This is a genomic window from Catellatospora bangladeshensis, from assembly GCF_016862575.1.
Lineage (GTDB): Bacteria > Actinomycetota > Actinomycetes > Mycobacteriales > Micromonosporaceae > Catellatospora > Catellatospora bangladeshensis.
This window is the reverse complement of record NZ_BONF01000016.1, coordinates 74,771-89,847: the sequence shown is the minus strand read 5'-3', so window position 1 is coordinate 89,847 and position 15,077 is coordinate 74,771. Positions and strand designations below refer to the sequence as shown.

At 74.4% G+C, this 15,077-nt stretch carries 12 protein-coding genes; 8 read left to right on the top strand and 4 right to left on the bottom strand.

The features are described from left to right. Window positions 1-156: 156 nt before the first annotated feature. From Cba03nite_RS15365 to Cba03nite_RS15340, 7 genes are all read left to right on the top strand, one after another. On the top strand, window positions 157-2,850 hold the full coding sequence (locus Cba03nite_RS15365; RefSeq protein ID WP_239125757.1) for an ATP-dependent RNA helicase: 2,694 nt from the start codon (window positions 157-159) through the stop codon (window positions 2,848-2,850). A gap of 129 nt (window positions 2,851-2,979) precedes the next feature. Next, a complete protein-coding gene (locus Cba03nite_RS15360; protein ID WP_203746329.1) occupies window positions 2,980-3,318 on the top strand; it encodes a PadR family transcriptional regulator in 339 nt (112 codons plus the stop codon). After that, window positions 3,315-4,742 carry a hypothetical protein gene (locus Cba03nite_RS15355; protein ID WP_203746327.1) on the top strand — a complete coding sequence of 476 codons (1,428 nt, stop codon included), beginning with the start codon at window positions 3,315-3,317 and terminating at the stop codon, window positions 4,740-4,742. The genes Cba03nite_RS15360 and Cba03nite_RS15355 overlap by 4 nt, the downstream gene beginning before the upstream one ends. A gap of 9 nt (window positions 4,743-4,751) precedes the next feature. Further along, entirely contained in the window at window positions 4,752-5,663 is a 912-nt protein-coding gene (locus tag Cba03nite_RS15350) for an NAD(+)/NADH kinase (protein ID WP_203746325.1), read from the top strand. Continuing rightward, window positions 5,657-5,902, top strand: coding sequence for a GNAT family N-acetyltransferase (locus Cba03nite_RS39740; protein ID WP_239125756.1), 246 nt, complete (start codon window positions 5,657-5,659; stop codon window positions 5,900-5,902). The genes Cba03nite_RS15350 and Cba03nite_RS39740 overlap by 7 nt, the downstream gene beginning before the upstream one ends. Continuing rightward, entirely contained in the window at window positions 5,881-6,171 is a 291-nt protein-coding gene (locus tag Cba03nite_RS39735) for a GNAT family N-acetyltransferase (protein ID WP_239125755.1), read from the top strand. The genes Cba03nite_RS39740 and Cba03nite_RS39735 overlap by 22 nt, the downstream gene beginning before the upstream one ends. 29 nt (window positions 6,172-6,200) lie before the next feature. Beyond that, on the top strand, window positions 6,201-7,325 hold the full coding sequence (locus Cba03nite_RS15340) for a magnesium and cobalt transport protein CorA (protein ID WP_203746323.1): 1,125 nt from the start codon (window positions 6,201-6,203) through the stop codon (window positions 7,323-7,325). 60 nt (window positions 7,326-7,385) lie between these two features. On the opposite strand, the gene Cba03nite_RS15335 is transcribed toward Cba03nite_RS15340, so the two are convergent. Together Cba03nite_RS15335 and Cba03nite_RS15330 are read right to left on the bottom strand one after the other, a co-directional pair. Further along, window positions 7,386-9,848 carry a transglycosylase domain-containing protein gene (locus Cba03nite_RS15335; RefSeq protein WP_239125754.1) on the bottom strand — a complete coding sequence of 821 codons (2,463 nt, stop codon included), beginning with the start codon at window positions 9,846-9,848 and terminating at the stop codon, window positions 7,386-7,388. 340 nt (window positions 9,849-10,188) lie between these two features. Continuing rightward, a complete protein-coding gene (locus Cba03nite_RS15330; protein WP_203746322.1) occupies window positions 10,189-11,556 on the bottom strand; it encodes a mannosyltransferase family protein in 1,368 nt (455 codons plus the stop codon). Between the two features lie 87 nt (window positions 11,557-11,643). Here Cba03nite_RS15330 and Cba03nite_RS15325 point away from each other — a divergent pair, with 87 nt between their 5' ends. Next, window positions 11,644-13,086, top strand: a complete 1,443-nt coding sequence (locus Cba03nite_RS15325; protein ID WP_203746320.1) for a serine/threonine-protein kinase — start codon at window positions 11,644-11,646, stop codon at window positions 13,084-13,086. 136 nt (window positions 13,087-13,222) lie between these two features. Here the strand turns inward: Cba03nite_RS15325 and Cba03nite_RS15320 are convergent, their stop codons facing one another. Both Cba03nite_RS15320 and Cba03nite_RS15315 read right to left on the bottom strand, forming a co-directional pair. After that, a complete protein-coding gene (locus tag Cba03nite_RS15320; RefSeq protein ID WP_203746319.1) occupies window positions 13,223-13,651 on the bottom strand; it encodes a roadblock/LC7 domain-containing protein in 429 nt (142 codons plus the stop codon). After that, window positions 13,648-14,979: an ATP-binding protein gene (locus tag Cba03nite_RS15315; RefSeq protein ID WP_203746318.1), complete on the bottom strand. Its 1,332-nt coding sequence runs from the start codon at window positions 14,977-14,979 to the stop codon at window positions 13,648-13,650. Before Cba03nite_RS15315 ends, Cba03nite_RS15320 begins: the two co-directional genes overlap by 4 nt. Window positions 14,980-15,077 lie beyond the last annotated feature (98 nt).

Sequence of the window (15,077 nt, the reverse complement as noted above, 5' to 3'; positions counted from 1 at the left end):
CCTGCCCCGCCCCGGCCCGCCCCGGCCCGCTCGCGCTGCGCAGTTTCGGGGAAACTGCACGTTCGCGTCCCGCGATTCGTGCACTTTCCCCGAAACCGCAGCCGCCAACCGGACGGGGGTACGCCCGGCGGCGGGTGGGTTCGGCAGACTGGGCGGGTGCTTCCCGACTCGGCTGAGACCGGCCTCCCGGTCCGCGCGGCGCTGCCCGCGCTGCTGGACGCGCTGGCCGGGCCGGGCACCGCGGTGCTGGTCGCGCCGCCGGGCTCCGGCAAGACCACGCTGGCGCCGCTCGCGCTCGCGGGCGCGTACCAGGGCCGGATCGTGGTGGCCGAGCCGCGCCGGGTGGCCGCCCGCGCCGCCGCCCGGCGCATGGCCGAGCTGACCGGCACACCGCTCGGCGGCCCGGTCGGCTACAGCGTGCGCGGCGACAGCCGCACCGGCCGCGACACCCGGGTCGAGGTGGTCACCACCGGCCTGCTGGTGCAGCGGCTCCAGCACGATCCCGAGCTGGCCGGGGTGAGCGCGATCCTGCTCGACGAGGTGCACGAGCGCCAGCTCGACACGGACCTGGCGCTGGCCTTCACCACCGACGTGCGCGCCGCGCTGCGCCCCGACCTGCGGCTGGTCGCCGCCTCCGCGACCGCGCAGGCGGCACGCCTGTCCGCCGCGCTGGGGCCGGGCACCCCCGTGGTCACCGCGACCGGCAGCCCTTACCCGGTCGAGGAGCGCTGGCGCCCGCCCACCGGGCCGGTGGACGCGCCGTACGGCCTGCGGGTCGATCCGCGCCTGCTCGACCACGTCGCCGCCGTGATCCGCGAGGCGCTGCGCGACACCGAGGGCGACGTGCTCGTCTTCCTGCCCGGCGCGGGCGAGCTGGACGGCGTCGCGGCCCGGCTGGGCGGCCTGCCCGGCGCCGACCTGCTCAAGCTGCACGGACGGCAGGCCGCGGGCACCCAGGACGCCGCGCTGCGGCCGGGCCCGCGCCGCCGCGTCGTGCTGGCCACCGCGGTCGCCGAGAGCAGCCTCACCGTGCCGGGGGTACGCGTCGTCGTCGACGCGGGGCTGGCAAGGGTGCCGCGTACCGACCTCGGCCGCGGGCTGGGCGCGCTGGTCACGGTCCGGGCCTCGCGCGCCGCGGCGCACCAGCGGGCCGGGCGCGCCGGGCGGCAGGGGCCGGGTATCGCGTACCGGTGCTGGTCGCAGGCTGAGCACGCGCGGCTGCCGGAGCACCCCGACCCCGAGATCGCGTCGGCCGACCTGACCGCGTTCGTGCTCCAGCTGGCCTGCTGGTCCAGCGCGGACGGGGCCGGGCTGGCCCTGCTCGACCCGCCGCCGGCCGCCGCCGCGCAGGTGGCCCGGGAGACGCTGACCGCGCTCGGGGCGCTCGACGCCGAGGCCCGGGTCACCGCACGCGGCCGCGCGATCGCCGCCGTCGGCGCGCACCCGCGCCTGGCCCGCGCCCTGCTCGACGCGTCCGCGGAACTCGGCGCGCACCGCGCCGCCGAGGTGGTCGCGCTGCTGGCCGCCGACGCGCCGATCCCGACCGACGACCTGTCCGCCGCCTGGCGCCGCCTGCGCGACGGCGCCGACCCCGCAGCGAGCGCCGCCTGGCGCACCGAGGTCCGCCGCCTGACCCCCGCCTCGCTGCGTGGAGCGTCGACCGCGCCCCCGGACCAGCATGGAGCGTCCACCGCACGGCCCGATCAGCGTGGAGCGTCGACCCCGCCCCCGGACCAGCATGGAGCGTCCACCGCACGGCCGGATCAGCGTGGAGCGTCCACCGCGCCACGGGATCAGCACGGCGGCGGCTCGGATCGCGCGACGACGCACCAGGACCGCGCGAGCGGCCGGCCGGGCGGCGGGCGGCTCCCGGACGACCTCGCCGCGGCGCTGGTGGTGGGGCTGGCCTATCCGGAGCGGGTGGCGCGGCTGCGCACACCCGGCGGGCGGACGTACCTGATGGCCGGGGGCACCGCGGCGGAGCTGGCGCCAGGGTCGCCGCTGACCGGGGTGCCGTGGCTGGCCGTGGCCGCCGCCGACCGGCAGCCGGGCAGCAGCTCCGCGCGCATCCGGCTGGCCGCGGCCACCGACGAGGCGACCGCGCGGCAGTCCGCCGCCGCGCTGCTGGCCACCGGCGACGAGATCGCCTGGTCCGACGGGGACGTGGTGGCCCGCCAGGTCACCCAGCTCGGCGCGATCACCCTGACCGAGCGGCCCCTGGCCAAGCCCGACCGGGAGCGGGTCGCGGCGGCCCTCGCCGAGGGACTGCGCCGGGAGGGGCTGCGGCTGCTCCGCTGGACGCCCGAGGCCACGGCGCTGCGCGAGCGGCTGGCGTTCTGCGCGTACGCGCTCGGCGAGCCGTGGCCCGCCGTCGACGACGAGGCGCTGCTGGCGCGGGCCGGGCAGTGGCTCGGCGGCGCGCTGGGCAGCGCGCGGCGCCGCGACGACCTGCAGCGGATCGACGTGGCGGCGGCGCTGCGGACGCTGCTGCCCTGGCCGCAGGCCGCGCAGCTGGACCAGCTCGCGCCGGAGCGGCTGGAGGTGCCCAGCGGCTCGCGCATCCGCGTCGACTACACCGACCCGGCCGCGCCGGTGCTGGCGGTGAAGGTGCAGGAGGTGTTCGGCTGGACCCGCACGCCCCGGCTCGCCGGGGACCGGGTGCCGGTGGTGCTGCACCTGCTCTCCCCCGCCGGGCGGCCGGCCGCCGTCACCGGTGACCTGGTCTCCTTCTGGCGCAACGGATACCCGCAGGTCCGGGCCGAGCTGCGCGGCCGCTACCCGCGCCACCCGTGGCCGGAGGACCCGACCGCGGCCGAGCCCACCCGCCGTGCCAAGCCCCGCGCCACCTGACCCTGTCCGCGACTTTGCTCTGCACACAAATACGCAACCGGTGCGTATTTGTGTGCAGAGCAAAGGCACTGCGGCGGTGGACCACCCGGCCGGTTGACGGTATATACCGGTCGCCGTACCGTCGAGGAGGTGACCGCACCGCTGCAGGAACCGACCTTTCTCATCCTCTCCGCGCTGGCCGCGGGCCCGATGCACGGATACGGCGTGATCCAGGAGGTGGCCGCGCTCTCCAGCGGCCGGGTGACACTGCGCCCCGGCACGCTCTACGGCGCGCTGGACCGGCTCAGCGAGCAGGGACTGGTGGCGCAGGAAGGCGAGGAGGTCGTCGAGGGCCGGCTGCGCCGCTACTACCGGCTCACCGACCCGGGCGCCGACGTGCTGGCGGCCGAGGTGGAACGGATGGCTGACAACGCACGCGCGGCTTCCGCGCGGCTGCGGCAGCATGTGCGCGGCACGGCCACGGCATGAGCCCGCTGGAGCGCCGCTACCGCCTGCTGCTGCGGTGCTACCCGCGCTCCTATCGCGACGTGCGGGAAGACGAGCTGCTCGCGACCCTGCTCGACCTGGCCCCGCCGGGCCGGACCCGGCCCACCGTGGGCGACGTGGCCGATCTGGTCGAGGGCGGCCTGCGGACGCGGCTGGGCCTGGCCACCGTCGACGGTCTGGCCGACGGCCTGACCCGGGCCGCGCCGGTCGCGCTGGCGCTGGCCGGCGGGCTGAGCGCATTCCTGTGGGCTCGGGTGGAGCCGCTGGGGCCGCCCACGCTCGGGCCGGTCGCGTACGCCGCGTGGCTGGCCGCCTGTGCCGTGGCGCTGCTGGCCCCGGCCCGGTTCACCCGGCCCGCCCTGGCCGGGGCGCTGGCCGTCACCGCGGTGCTGCCGCTCGCCGCGCCGGTGACGGCGTATGACCGGCCGCCGCTCTGGGTGCTCATGGCGCTCGCGGTGTTCGGGCTGGTCGCGCTGGCGGGCACGGACGGGTTCCGGCGGAACGCCGAGCGGCGGGCCGGTCCGGCGCTGGGCGCGGTCGCCGTGGCGTGCGGCGCGGACGTGGTCACCCACCTGTGGCGCGACGGCGCGCCCGGCCACCCGCACACCGGCTACTACCAGCCCGCCGTGGCGCAGGCCGGGCTCGTGGTGGCGGCGGCGGTCGCGGTGCTCGCCTGCCTGGCCCTGGCCGATCTCCGCCGCGGCGGGTCCGCCCGGTCCTGGCTGTGGGCGACCCTGCTGATCGCGCTGCCGGGCGCCTGGCTCGGGCCGTTCGACACCGCGAGCTGGCAGGTGGCGGGCGAGCTGCCGCGCTTCGGCCGCCTGGCCCAGGTGCTGCTCGGCACCTGCCTGGTCGTGGGCGCCATGGCGTATCTCCGCGTCGAAGCCGTGCGGGCCCCCCAGAGTCCGGCGCGCGCGGCGGCCGGGCCGGTGCTGGCCGGGTACGCGGCCGGGCTGCTGGCGTTCGCGTGGCTGCTGGACGCGGTCACCGGGCAGGTCGCGGCCACGGTCGCGGTGTGCGCCGGTGCGGGGCTGCTGCTCGGGCCGGGCGCCACACGCTGGCTACTCACACGGACCGGGGCCGCCGCGGCGGGCACGCTGGCGGGGGCGTACGCGGTGGGGGTCTACAGCAACGACTGGGCCGCGGACGGGTGGGTGCAGGTGCGCACCGCGGGGCTCGCCGTGATGCTGGGCGTGGTCCCGCTGGCCTACGGCGCGTACACCGCGTTCCGCCGTCCCCGGCGCGGGACCGCACCGGTCGCGGGGCTGCTCTGCCTCGGCTGGCTGGCCTGGCTGACGCTGCCGGGACTGCCCGCGTGGGGGCCGGTGCTGCCGGTGCTGCTGGCCGTCCCGGCGATCCGGGCGGCGCTGCCCAAAGCCGCCGGACCGGGGCGAGCCGGACCGTAGAGTGGCAGCGTGGGCCTGGTACACACGGTCGGGCTGGTGCTGCATCCGGAGCGTGACTCCGCGCCCGCCATCAAGACCATCACGGACTGGGCCCGGCGCCGCGACGTGACCGTGCTCGGCCTGCCCGACGAGGTGGGCCGGATCGCGTGCGAGGCGGTCGCGGTCGGCCCGGAGGAGCTGGCCGAGCGGTCCAGCCTGCTGGTCAGCCTGGGCGGCGACGGGACGATGCTGCGCACCATGCGGCTGGGCGCGGGGCGGGCGACGCCGGTGCTCGGGGTCAACCTCGGGCGGCTCGGCTTCCTGCCCGAGATCGATGTGGACGGCCTACCGACGGCGCTGTCATCGATCGACAACCACCACTACTCGGTGGAGTCGCGGCTCGCGGTGCGCACGACCCTGCCGGACGGGCGCGAGGTCACCGCGTTCAACGACATCGCGCTGTGCCGCATCCCCGGGGACGGCCTGGCCGCGGTGGCGATCCGGGTCGAGGACCACGCGTTCGTGCGGTACGCCGCCGACGCCGTCATCGTCGCCACGCCGACCGGCTCGACCGCGTACAGCTTCTCCAGCGGCGGCCCGATCGTCTCGCCGACGGTGCGGGCGGTGCTGGTCGTGGCCGCCGCCGCGCACTCCAGCTTCAACCGGGCCATGGTGCTTTCCGCCGACGAGGCGCTGGCCCTGGACGTGCTGCCGCGCAGCGGCCGGCTGGCCGTCGAGGTCGACGGGCGGGTGGACGGCCGCGTCGGGCCCGGCGACCGGCTGGCCGTGCGCGCACTGGCCGACGCGGCGCGGGTGGTGCGCCTCGGGCACACCTCGTTCTACGAACGTGCCCGGCGCAAGCTCCAGGTACGCGGCAGCGCGGAGGTCGACGGGGCGGGCGAGGGCGCGTACCCGCCGTACGGCACGATCAACCCGTGCTGATCAGACGGGAAGAACCTACCGACGTCGCGGCGGTGCGCGCGCTGACCGAGGCCGCCTTCGCTCCCCGCTACGCCCCCGCGCCGCAGGTCGAGGCCGGCCTGCTCGACGAGCTGCGCGTCGACGAGGGCTGGCTGCCTGCGCTCTCGCTGGTCGCCGTCGTCGGCGGCGAGGTCGTGGGCACGTGGTATGCACCCGCGGGCGCGTCGGCGACCGGCCCGTGCTGGGCCTGGGGCCGCTGAGCGTACGCCCCGACCGGCAGCGCTCCGGCGTGGGCAGCGCCCTGATGCACGCGGTGCTCGGCGCCGCCGACGCGCTCGGCGAGCCGCTGGTGCTGCTGCTCGGCGACCCGGGCTACTACACCCGGTTCGGCTTCCGGCCCGCGCAGGAGCTGGACGTCGTACCGCCGGTGGCCGAGTGGGGCGGCGCCTTCCAGGCGCGGGCGCTGTCGGCGTACGACCCGGCGCTGACCGGAGTGTTCAGCTACGCGACACCTTTCCAGCGCCTGTGACCGATTAAGATCATCCGGAGGGGGTGACCGTGGGCGAGGAGCAGCACCCGACGGGCGTCTCCTGGGCCTGGGCCCGGCCCCTGCGCAAGGCCGCCGAGCGCATCCGCCCGGCGGGAGCGGCCCACCCGGCCACGCCCGAGCCGGAGCCGGAGGACCTGTCCGGCCGCATCGTCGACTGCGCCGTCTACATCGAGGGCCGGCGGCGACCGGGCGCCTGCGACTACGACTCCGGCCTGGAGGCGGTGCGGGCGACGCCCGGGGCGTTCCTGTGGCTGGGCCTGCACGAGCCCACCGAGGCGGACTTCGCCCCGATCGCCAAGCGCTTCGGGCTCGACGAGCTGGCCGTGGAGGCGGCGACCACCCGGCGGCAGCGCCCGAAGATCGAGCGGTTCGCCGACGTGACCGTGTTCGTGCTGCGCACCACCCGCTACGTCGAGCACCCGGAGCTGACCGAGACGTGCGAGGTGGTGGAGACCGGCTCGGTGGCCATCTTCATCGGCGAGCGCTACGTGATCACGGTGCGGCACGGCCCGGCCGGGGAGCTGGCCCCGGTGCGCGCGGACCTGGAACGGCGGCCCGACCGGCTGGCGCTGGGGCCGTGGGCGGTGGCGCACGCGGTGGCCGACCGGCTGGTCGACTCGTACCTGGAGGTCGCGGTCGCGTTCGAGAACGACATCGACGAGCTGGAGGACCACGTCTTCGGCAACCAGCCGCAGAACCGCGCCGCGCAGATCTACCAGCTCAAGCGCGAGCTGATGGAGTTCAAGCGGGCGGTGGCCCCGCTCCAGCAGCCGCTGGGCATGCTCGCCGAGGACAAGGAGGGGCTGGCCAAGGAGATCCGCCGCTACTTCCGCGACGTCAACGACCACCTGCTGCGTACGGTGGAGCGCATCGTCACGTACGACGACCTGCTGAACTCGATCCTGCAGGCGCGGCTGGCGCAGCTGTCGGTGGACCAGAACAACGACATGCGCAAGATCGCGGCGTGGGCCGCCATGGCCGCCGCGCAGACGGCGCTGGCCGGCATCTACGGCATGAACTTCGTGTACATGCCGGAACTCCAGTGGCGCTTCGGCTACCCCGCGATCCTGCTGCTCATGCTCACCATCGCGGTCCTGATGTACCGCGCCTTCCGCCGCTCCGGCTGGCTGTGAACGAAAGGAAGGGCACCTTCTTAACGGACGTCCGTTAAGAAGGTGCCCTTCCTTTCACCGTCAGGGGTTCGGGGGTTTGACGCTGGGGGACGGCGGGTTGGGCTTGGGCGAGGGGGACTTGCTCGGCTCGGGCTCGGGCTCGGGCGAGCTGCTGGGCTCGGTGGACGGCTCGCACTCGCCGGGCTGGCAGCTCGGCGTGGGTGAGGGCGGTGGCGCGGCCGGTGACGCACCGTCGCCCTTGTCCGGGTCGCCGATCCGGCCGTCGGTGCCGTCGGGCAGCGGCTCGGGCTTGAGGTTCATGGCCTTGTGGGCCTCGTTCATGAACTCCTCCCAGATCTGCCCGGGAAGCCTCGCGCCGGCGATGTTGTCGCCGTTCTTGTCGACGATCGGCAGCTCCTGGCGGACGTTGCCGACCCAGACCGCCGCCGCGATCTGCGGCGTGTAGCCGACGAACCAGGCGTGCGAGTTCTTCCCCGGGTACACCTTCTCCCCGTTGGCCTTACGCTGGCCGTTCTCCCAGGTGCCGGTCTTGCCGGCGGCTTCGCGCCCGGACAGCGAGTGCACGCCCGGGATCTGCTTGAGCACCGAGGTCACCTCGTCGGCGATCTCCGTGGTGAACGCCTTGCGCGACTCGACCTTCTCCCCCAGCCCCTCGACCGGCTTCCACTCGCCGGTCTGCCGGTCCTTGCGCTCGACCTTCACCACGAAGTGCGGTTTGCGGTAGGTGCCGTGCGCGGCGAAGGTGGCGGCACCGGACGCGTGGTCCAGCACGGTGATCGGGTACTGCCCGAAGCCGACCTGGTAGTAGAACGTCTCGCGGCCGGTCTTCGCGCCGTCCTGGCCCAGGTGCTGGGCCTTGCCGTCGTTGGACCACATGGTGGTGACACCGGCCCGCCTGGCCAGGTCGACCACCTTCTCCGGGCCGATCTCGCGCGCGATCTTGAAGAACGGCACGTTGTACGACTTGACCGTCATCAGCTCCAGCGTGCAGTACTTCCCGCAGCTGACGTCGTTGTCCCGGCCCGAGTTCGACACGTCGGCCTCGTCGCCGTTCTTCTTCGACAGCGGGCTGGAGTCGAAGCGGCTCTTGATCGAGTAGCCGTTCTCCAGCGCCGCCGCCAGCGTGTAGATCTTGAAGGAGGACGCGGGCGGGTGGCCGCCGAACTCCTCGGCGCCGGAGCCGTTGCTGCCCGCGTAGTCGACCCCGGTGCCGTCGTTGCCGCCGTAGTACGCGATGACCCGGCCGTTGCGCGGGTCGATCGCGACGGCCGCCGCCATCAGGTTCTTCGGCTGCCCGGCCAGCTGGGTGCCCTTGGCGTCGACCGCCTTCTCCAGCGTCTCGGTGCAGGTCTCCTTGCCGTCCTTCGTGGTGCAGGTGCGTTTCCACTGGTGGGTGCGGTTGATCTGCTTCTCCAGCGCCGCCTGCGCCCGGGAGTCGATCGACGTGGTGATCCGGTAGCCGCCGCTGCGCCAGTCCGGAATGTTCCAGGCGCGCATCTCGTCGGCCACGTAGTTGATCACATTGCCGGTGGGCCGGTCCTGGTAGCCCCACTCACCCGCGTGCTGGCCCGGCTTGTACGGCTTCAGCGACTTCTCCGGGTACTCCGCCGCCTGTCGGTCGGCCGCACTCAGCCAGCCCATCTCGACCATGTTGTTGAGCACGTAGTTCCAGCGCTCCCGCGCCGCCGCGGAGTTGTGGTGCGGGTCGTAGCCGGCGAAGGAGTCGCTCGGCTCGGGCTGGCGCAGCACCGCGCCCAGCACCGCCGCCTCCGGCACGGTGAGCTCGGCTGCGGGCTTGCCGAAGTACGCCTGCGCCGCCGCGCCGACGCCGTAGGCGCTGCGGCCGAAGTAGACGGTGTTCAGGTAGAAGCCCATGATCTGGGTCTTGCTGAACTCCTCCTCCAGCTTGCGGGCCATCACCGCCTCGCGCATCTTGCGCGCGTACGTGATCTCCAGGTCGTCGGCCGCGGCGCGCGCGTACTGCTGGGTGATCGTCGACGCGCCCTGGGTCTCGCCGCCGGTCAGGTTGTTCCACGCGGCCCGCGCGATGCCCCACAGGTCGATGCCGTTGTGCTGGTAGAAGTTCTTGTCCTCGCCCGCGATCAGCGCGTTGCGCACCGGCTCGCTCAGCGTCTCCATCGGGACCACGGTCCGGTTCTCCGCGCCGAGCTTGGCGATCTGCTTGCCGTCGACGGAGAAGACCTCGGTGTTCTCCTTGAGCGCCAGCTCCTCCGGCCGCGGCGTCTTGGCGTAGAAGTAGGTGCCCGCGATCAGCCCCACGCCGCTCAGCATGATCGCCACGCCGATCGCGGCCGCGATCAGCGCCCGCCGTTTCCGGCGCTTCGCATCGGCGGCCACCGGTCTCTTCTCGCGCCCCGGCGGCGCTACCCGTGCCCTCGCGGCCACCGGGGCGGCGGGTGGCACGTCGGGCCGGGGCACCCCGGCGCGGCCCTGGGCGGGCGGCGGCCCCATGGGTGGGCGCGCCCGGCCCACGACCGGCTCGTCGTCACCGAAAGTAGTCATGCTTCACTCCGTCCTTGAGGGAAGTACGAGTGCGGCCAGGAGCTACCGTCTCCGCAGGTTAGCCATACCCCGCATGCCCCGGTGGTCCCGACTACTTTCAGTTGTCATCGCGTGACGTGCGCCGCGCGGAACCGCAGCACAGCGCGGGGGTGACGCCCTGTGGACGTCACCCCCGGTGAGATGCGGTCTCCGGCCGTGCGGCGCGGTGGCGAATCACGGTCGTCGATCACCGATCGGCCGAGCACAATCCGGCCGACCGGACATCATCGACCGGCCCGATCAGTGGAGCGGGTGAGAATTACCCCCGGCCTGCGACGGCCGGGTCGGCTCGCCGTCGCGGTCAGGCGACGAAGTTGTTCTGGACGAAGACGATGACCATCGCGCCCTGCAGGGCCAGCGCGACGGTGGTGTAGACCCGGTCGAAGTGCGGGTTGCGGCCCATCCTGGCCAGCACCATGAACGCCACCGTGCACTCCAGCGCGTAGCGCCAGGTCGAGCTGATCGGGTAGTGCGTGTGGATCGGGTTCGACAGCGGCATGAGGATGATGATCGCCGCGAAGATCGCCAGGTACGCGTGGTCGCCGCCGAGCTTCCACGGCCCCACCAGGGACAGCACCACCAGCGCCAGCACGGCCAGCGCCGTGGTCAGGTTGGCGAGGTTGCGCAGCGCGTCGGGGTGGTAGATCGACTCGCTGCCGCTGATCAGGTCGACCACGTCGCCGATGACCAGCCACGGCGCGGTGAACCCGGACCGGAACCAGGCCTTCTGCGACTCCAGGAAGTGCAGCGCGTTGCCGAAGGTCAGGTAGCAGAACAGCATGTACGCCGCGAGCCCGGCCGGGACCAGCACCACCGCGAAGGCGTTGCGGTCGAACAGCGACGCGACCTGGCGGCCGAGCCGGCCCTCGCGCGCCGCGTCGCGCAGCCGCCGCACGGAGAAGCCGCGCTGGCGCAGGTACTCGTAGACGAACGCGGCGCCGAGCATGACCCCGGCCATCCGGGTGGCGCTGGCGTAGCCGGCGAACATCGCCGCCCACCACCAGCGGCCCTTGCGCATGCAGTAGAGCGAGGCCAGCGCCAGCGCCACGAACAGCGACTCGTTGTACGCCGCGACCAGGTAGAACCCGGTCGGGAAGGCGAGCAGGTAGAAGGTGGCGCGCCGGGCGTCCGCGGCGCCGAGCATCTCGGTGACCAGCCGGTGCATCAGGATCAGCGCGGCCAGGCAGGCCAGCGCGCCGACGATCAGGCCGGCCTCGAAGGTGCCGCCGGGCAGCAGCGCGTTCGCGGCTCGCACGGTCATCGGGTAGAGCGGGAAGAACGCGGTGCTGCGCTCGTCGTACTCGTAGCCCGAGTCCGCGATGATCACGTACCAGACGGTGTCCCAGTGGTTCCACGACGAGATCAGCTGCCCGAACGTGGTCGGCACCGGGCCGGCCTTGCTGTCCAGCCCCTCGGTGGGCATCCAGGCGACGGCGGTCACCAGGAAGTACGCCAGGATGCCCGCGGCCCAGGTGACGAACCCGGTGACCACCGACGGGCGCCACCGGTGCCACGCCGCGCCCTGGTCGGCGGTGTCCGGCGCGGGAGCCGCGGACGTCGCAGCCGACGAATCGGGCGAAATCGGCGTGTCGTCGGCGGGTGCCACCTCGGGTGCCGCCGCCGGGCGGCGGCGCACCGGGACAAGCCCTGGTCCGGGGGTCTCAGACATAGGCAGGAATATAACCACGCGGGACGGGGGTCACGTAGTCCCGTGAACGGTGTCACCGGTTGCTGGGACGCGGTACGGTTGTCCACCATGTCCGCCTTCACCCCCGGTTTGAAGCTCCACGACCGCTACCTGCTCGACCGGCGCGTCGGCAGTGGCGGCATGGCGGAGGTCTGGCAGGCCCACGACCTCGTGCTCGGGCGCCCGGTCGCGGTGAAGGTGCTGGCCGGCCCGATGGCGGCCGATCCGGCGCTGCGGGCCGGGGCGCTGCGCGAGGCGCGTTCGGCGGCGCAGCTCACCCACCCGCACATCACCGCGGTGCACGACTTCGGCGAGGTCGCCTTCCCCGACGGCCACGTCGAGCCGTACCTGGTGATGGAGCTGCTGACCGGGGAGTCCCTGGCCGACCTGATGGCCCGCGGGCCGGTGCCGTGGCCGCGGACCGCCGCGATCGGCGCCCAGGTGGCCTCGGCGCTGGCCGCCGCGCACGCCCGGGACGTGGTGCACCGCGACATCAAGCCCGGCAACATCATGATCACCCCGACCGGCGCGAAGGTGCTCGACTTCGGCATCTCCGCGATGACCGGCCTGCCCGACGCCACCGGCGCGCTCATCATCGGCACCCCGGCGTACGCCGCCCCGGAGCGGATCAGCGCCAAGGCCGCCGACCCGGCCGCCGACGTGTACGCCCTCGGCCTGCTGCTCATCGAGATGGTCACCGGCCGGCGGCACCACGGCATCGACAGCTGGGAGCAGTTCGCCGCGGCGCACGCCCGCACCGCGGCCGTGCCGCCGCTGCCCGGCGTCCCACCCGCCGTCGCCGCCCTGATCGCGGCCGCGGTGGACCCCTCCCCCGCGCGCCGCCCGCGCGCCGCCGACCTCGCCCAGGCGCTGGGCGGCCCGTCCGTGCCCGTCGCGACCACCACCGCCGCGACCGCCGTCGCGCCGAACCCCACCCTGCTCGCGCCCACCGGCGGCGCGATCTCCGGCGCGGCGCGGGTGCCCTCGCCGCCCACCCGGATGCAGGCCGCGCCGCGCCAGCCGGTCCCGGTGCGGCCGCCGAAGCGCAGCCGCACCCCCGTCCTGGCCGTCGCACTGGTGATGGCGATCATCATGATCAGCGGGGTGCTCATGATCATGTCGGCGCTGCGGGAGGACCCCGCGGGGGTGGTGGCCGCGCCCACGCCCAGCAAGCCGCGCGTCACCCAGGCCGCCAAGCCCAGCCCCACCCCCGAGCGGCAGGGCCCGCTGGAGGCCGTGCAGCTCATCGCCGACCTGACCCGGGAGATCGATAAACTCCGCAACACCGAGGTGCTCACCGACGAGCAGCTGAAGGTGCTGCAGGACGGCCTCGGTTACATCTCAGGACGCGCGCTGATCGGCCGCTGGAACGACGTGCGCAAGCGCGCCGAGAGCCTGGAGAAGCGCGTTCACAACTGGGCGCAGGACGCCGAGGACGACGCCCGCGAAACCCTGGAGCCCGTCGAGGACCTCCTCAAGGAGATCGGCGACTTCGCCAAGAACCGAGACTGACCCCATCACCCGGCCCACCGCAGCCCCCCGCCGCAGTCTCGGGGAGAGCGCACCTCCGCCAATCGCGCAGTTTCGGGGAAATTGCGGCTCTGGGCCGTGCCGGTCGTGCAGTTTCCCCGAAACTGCGGGCACGGCCTCAGCGCGGTAGGGCGCGCTGGAGTTCGGCGCGCAGCGCCGGGGTGAGGATCTCGCCGGTCTGCTTGGCCAGGCGGGCCATCTCGAAGCCGACCACACCCAGGTCGGCGTCGTTGTCGGCGATCACGGCCAGCACCGAGCCGTCCCGGATGGCCATGGTGAGGAAGTAACCCCGGGCCATCTCGATCACCGTCTGGCGCACCTCGTCACCATCGGACAGCTGGGACACACAGCCCGCTATGCCGAGCAGGCCGGACGTGATCGCGGCGAGCTGGTCGGCGGTGGCGCGGTCCAGGTTCGCGGAGACCGCGACCACCAGGCCGTCGGAGGACGCGACCACGGCGTGGCGCGCGCCCGGCACCCGGTCGGCGAACCCCGCGACCAGCCAGTTGAGGTCCTGGGCCGGTTTGCTGAGCATGGCAGTGGTCATGGCTCCCCCTTGGTTTCGTCCGGTCCGGGCGGCGACGCCGCCGCGCCGTCCCCGGCCTGCCCGCGCCGTACGCCCTCGTAGAGGCGGGTCAGGGTGGCGGCGGTGGCCGCCGGATCAGGCTCGCGCCCACGCTCCGGTGCGCGCGACGGCTCCACGGTGGCCGGGCGGGGCCGCCCCCGCTCGCCGGCCGGCTCGGCCAGCAGCGTGGCGGGCAGCTCGGCCGCCGCCCGGGTGCCGCCGCCGGGCACGGAGGTGAGGCGCACCCGCACGCCGTGGCGGGCGGCGAGGTGGCTCACCACGACCAGCCCCATCCGCTCGCTGGCCGCCAGGTCGACCTCGGCCGGCACCGCCAGCAGCGCGTTCGCCTCGGCCAGCGCCTGCTCGCCAAGACCGATGCCCTCGTCCACGATCTCCACCAGGGCGCCGCCGTCCACCGCGTGGGCGCCGACCCGCACCGCCGTGGCGGGCGCGGAGAACGCCGTGGCGTTGTCCAGCAGCTCCGCCAGCAGGTGGCCGATGTCGGCGGCGGCGTGGCCGGCGATGTACAGCGAGTCGTCGACGTCGGCGCGCACCCGCTCGTACTGCTCGATCTCGGAGAGCGCGGCCAGCGCCAGGGCGGCCAGCGGCACCCCCTCGCGCCACCGGCGGCGCGGCTCGGCACCGGCCAGGACCAGCAGGTTCTCGTCGTTGCGGCGCAGCCGGGCGGCCAGGTGGTCGAGCTTGAACAACGCCGACAGCCGGTCCGGGTCGCGCTCGTCGCGCTCCATCTCGTCGAGCAGCCGCAGCTGCCGCTCGACCAGGATCTGGCTGCGCCGGGCCAGGTTCGTGAAGATGCCGTTCACCGCGCGCCGGGAGCGGGCCTGTCCGGCGGCCAGCGAGACGACGGTATGGCGCACCTGCTCCAGCGCCGTCGCGGCCTCGCCGAACTCGTCGGCGCCCGCGGGCGCGGGCGGGGGCGCGGCGGGCGGCTCCTCCTGCCCGGACCGGGCGCGCTCGAACGCCGCGGGCAGCTCCTCGGCCAGCGCCAGCGCCCGCGTACGCAGCTCGCGCAGCGAGGCCAGCAGGTCGCGTCCGATCACGACGGCCACCACGGTCACCGCGGCGATCGCCAGCAGCACCAGGAACGACGTGGTCACCACCCGTCCCCACGCCTGCTCGGCGGCGGCCGGGCCGCCCGCGACGGTCGCGGCCAGCCGGTCGGCGGCCCGCGCGTCGGCGACGGCCTGGTAGACCAGCACGGCGGAGGCGGCGGTGAGGGCCACCAGCGGTGCGGCGACGGCGGCTGCGAAGCGGGTCGCCACCCGCCGTTCGTGCGCTCCCGTCGCCACCGGTCCTCCTTAGGCCACCGAACGGTGACTCGCGGTATGTTACCCGTCACGCATTGAAAAGTGGATAGGTGAGCGCGAATGAGACAACCGTCTCGGTG

Coding starts and splice junctions, on each gene's coding strand:
- Cba03nite_RS15335 (WP_239125754.1), bottom strand. CDS start 9,848: ATGACTACTTTCGGTGACGACGAGCCGGTCGTGGGCCGGGCGCGCCCA.
- Cba03nite_RS15325 (WP_203746320.1), top strand. CDS start 11,644: ATGTCCGCCTTCACCCCCGGTTTGAAGCTCCACGACCGCTACCTGCTC.
- Cba03nite_RS15320 (WP_203746319.1), bottom strand. CDS start 13,651: ATGACCACTGCCATGCTCAGCAAACCGGCCCAGGACCTCAACTGGCTG.
- Cba03nite_RS15355 (WP_203746327.1), top strand. CDS start 3,315: ATGAGCCCGCTGGAGCGCCGCTACCGCCTGCTGCTGCGGTGCTACCCG.
- Cba03nite_RS15330 (WP_203746322.1), bottom strand. CDS start 11,556: ATGTCTGAGACCCCCGGACCAGGGCTTGTCCCGGTGCGCCGCCGCCCG.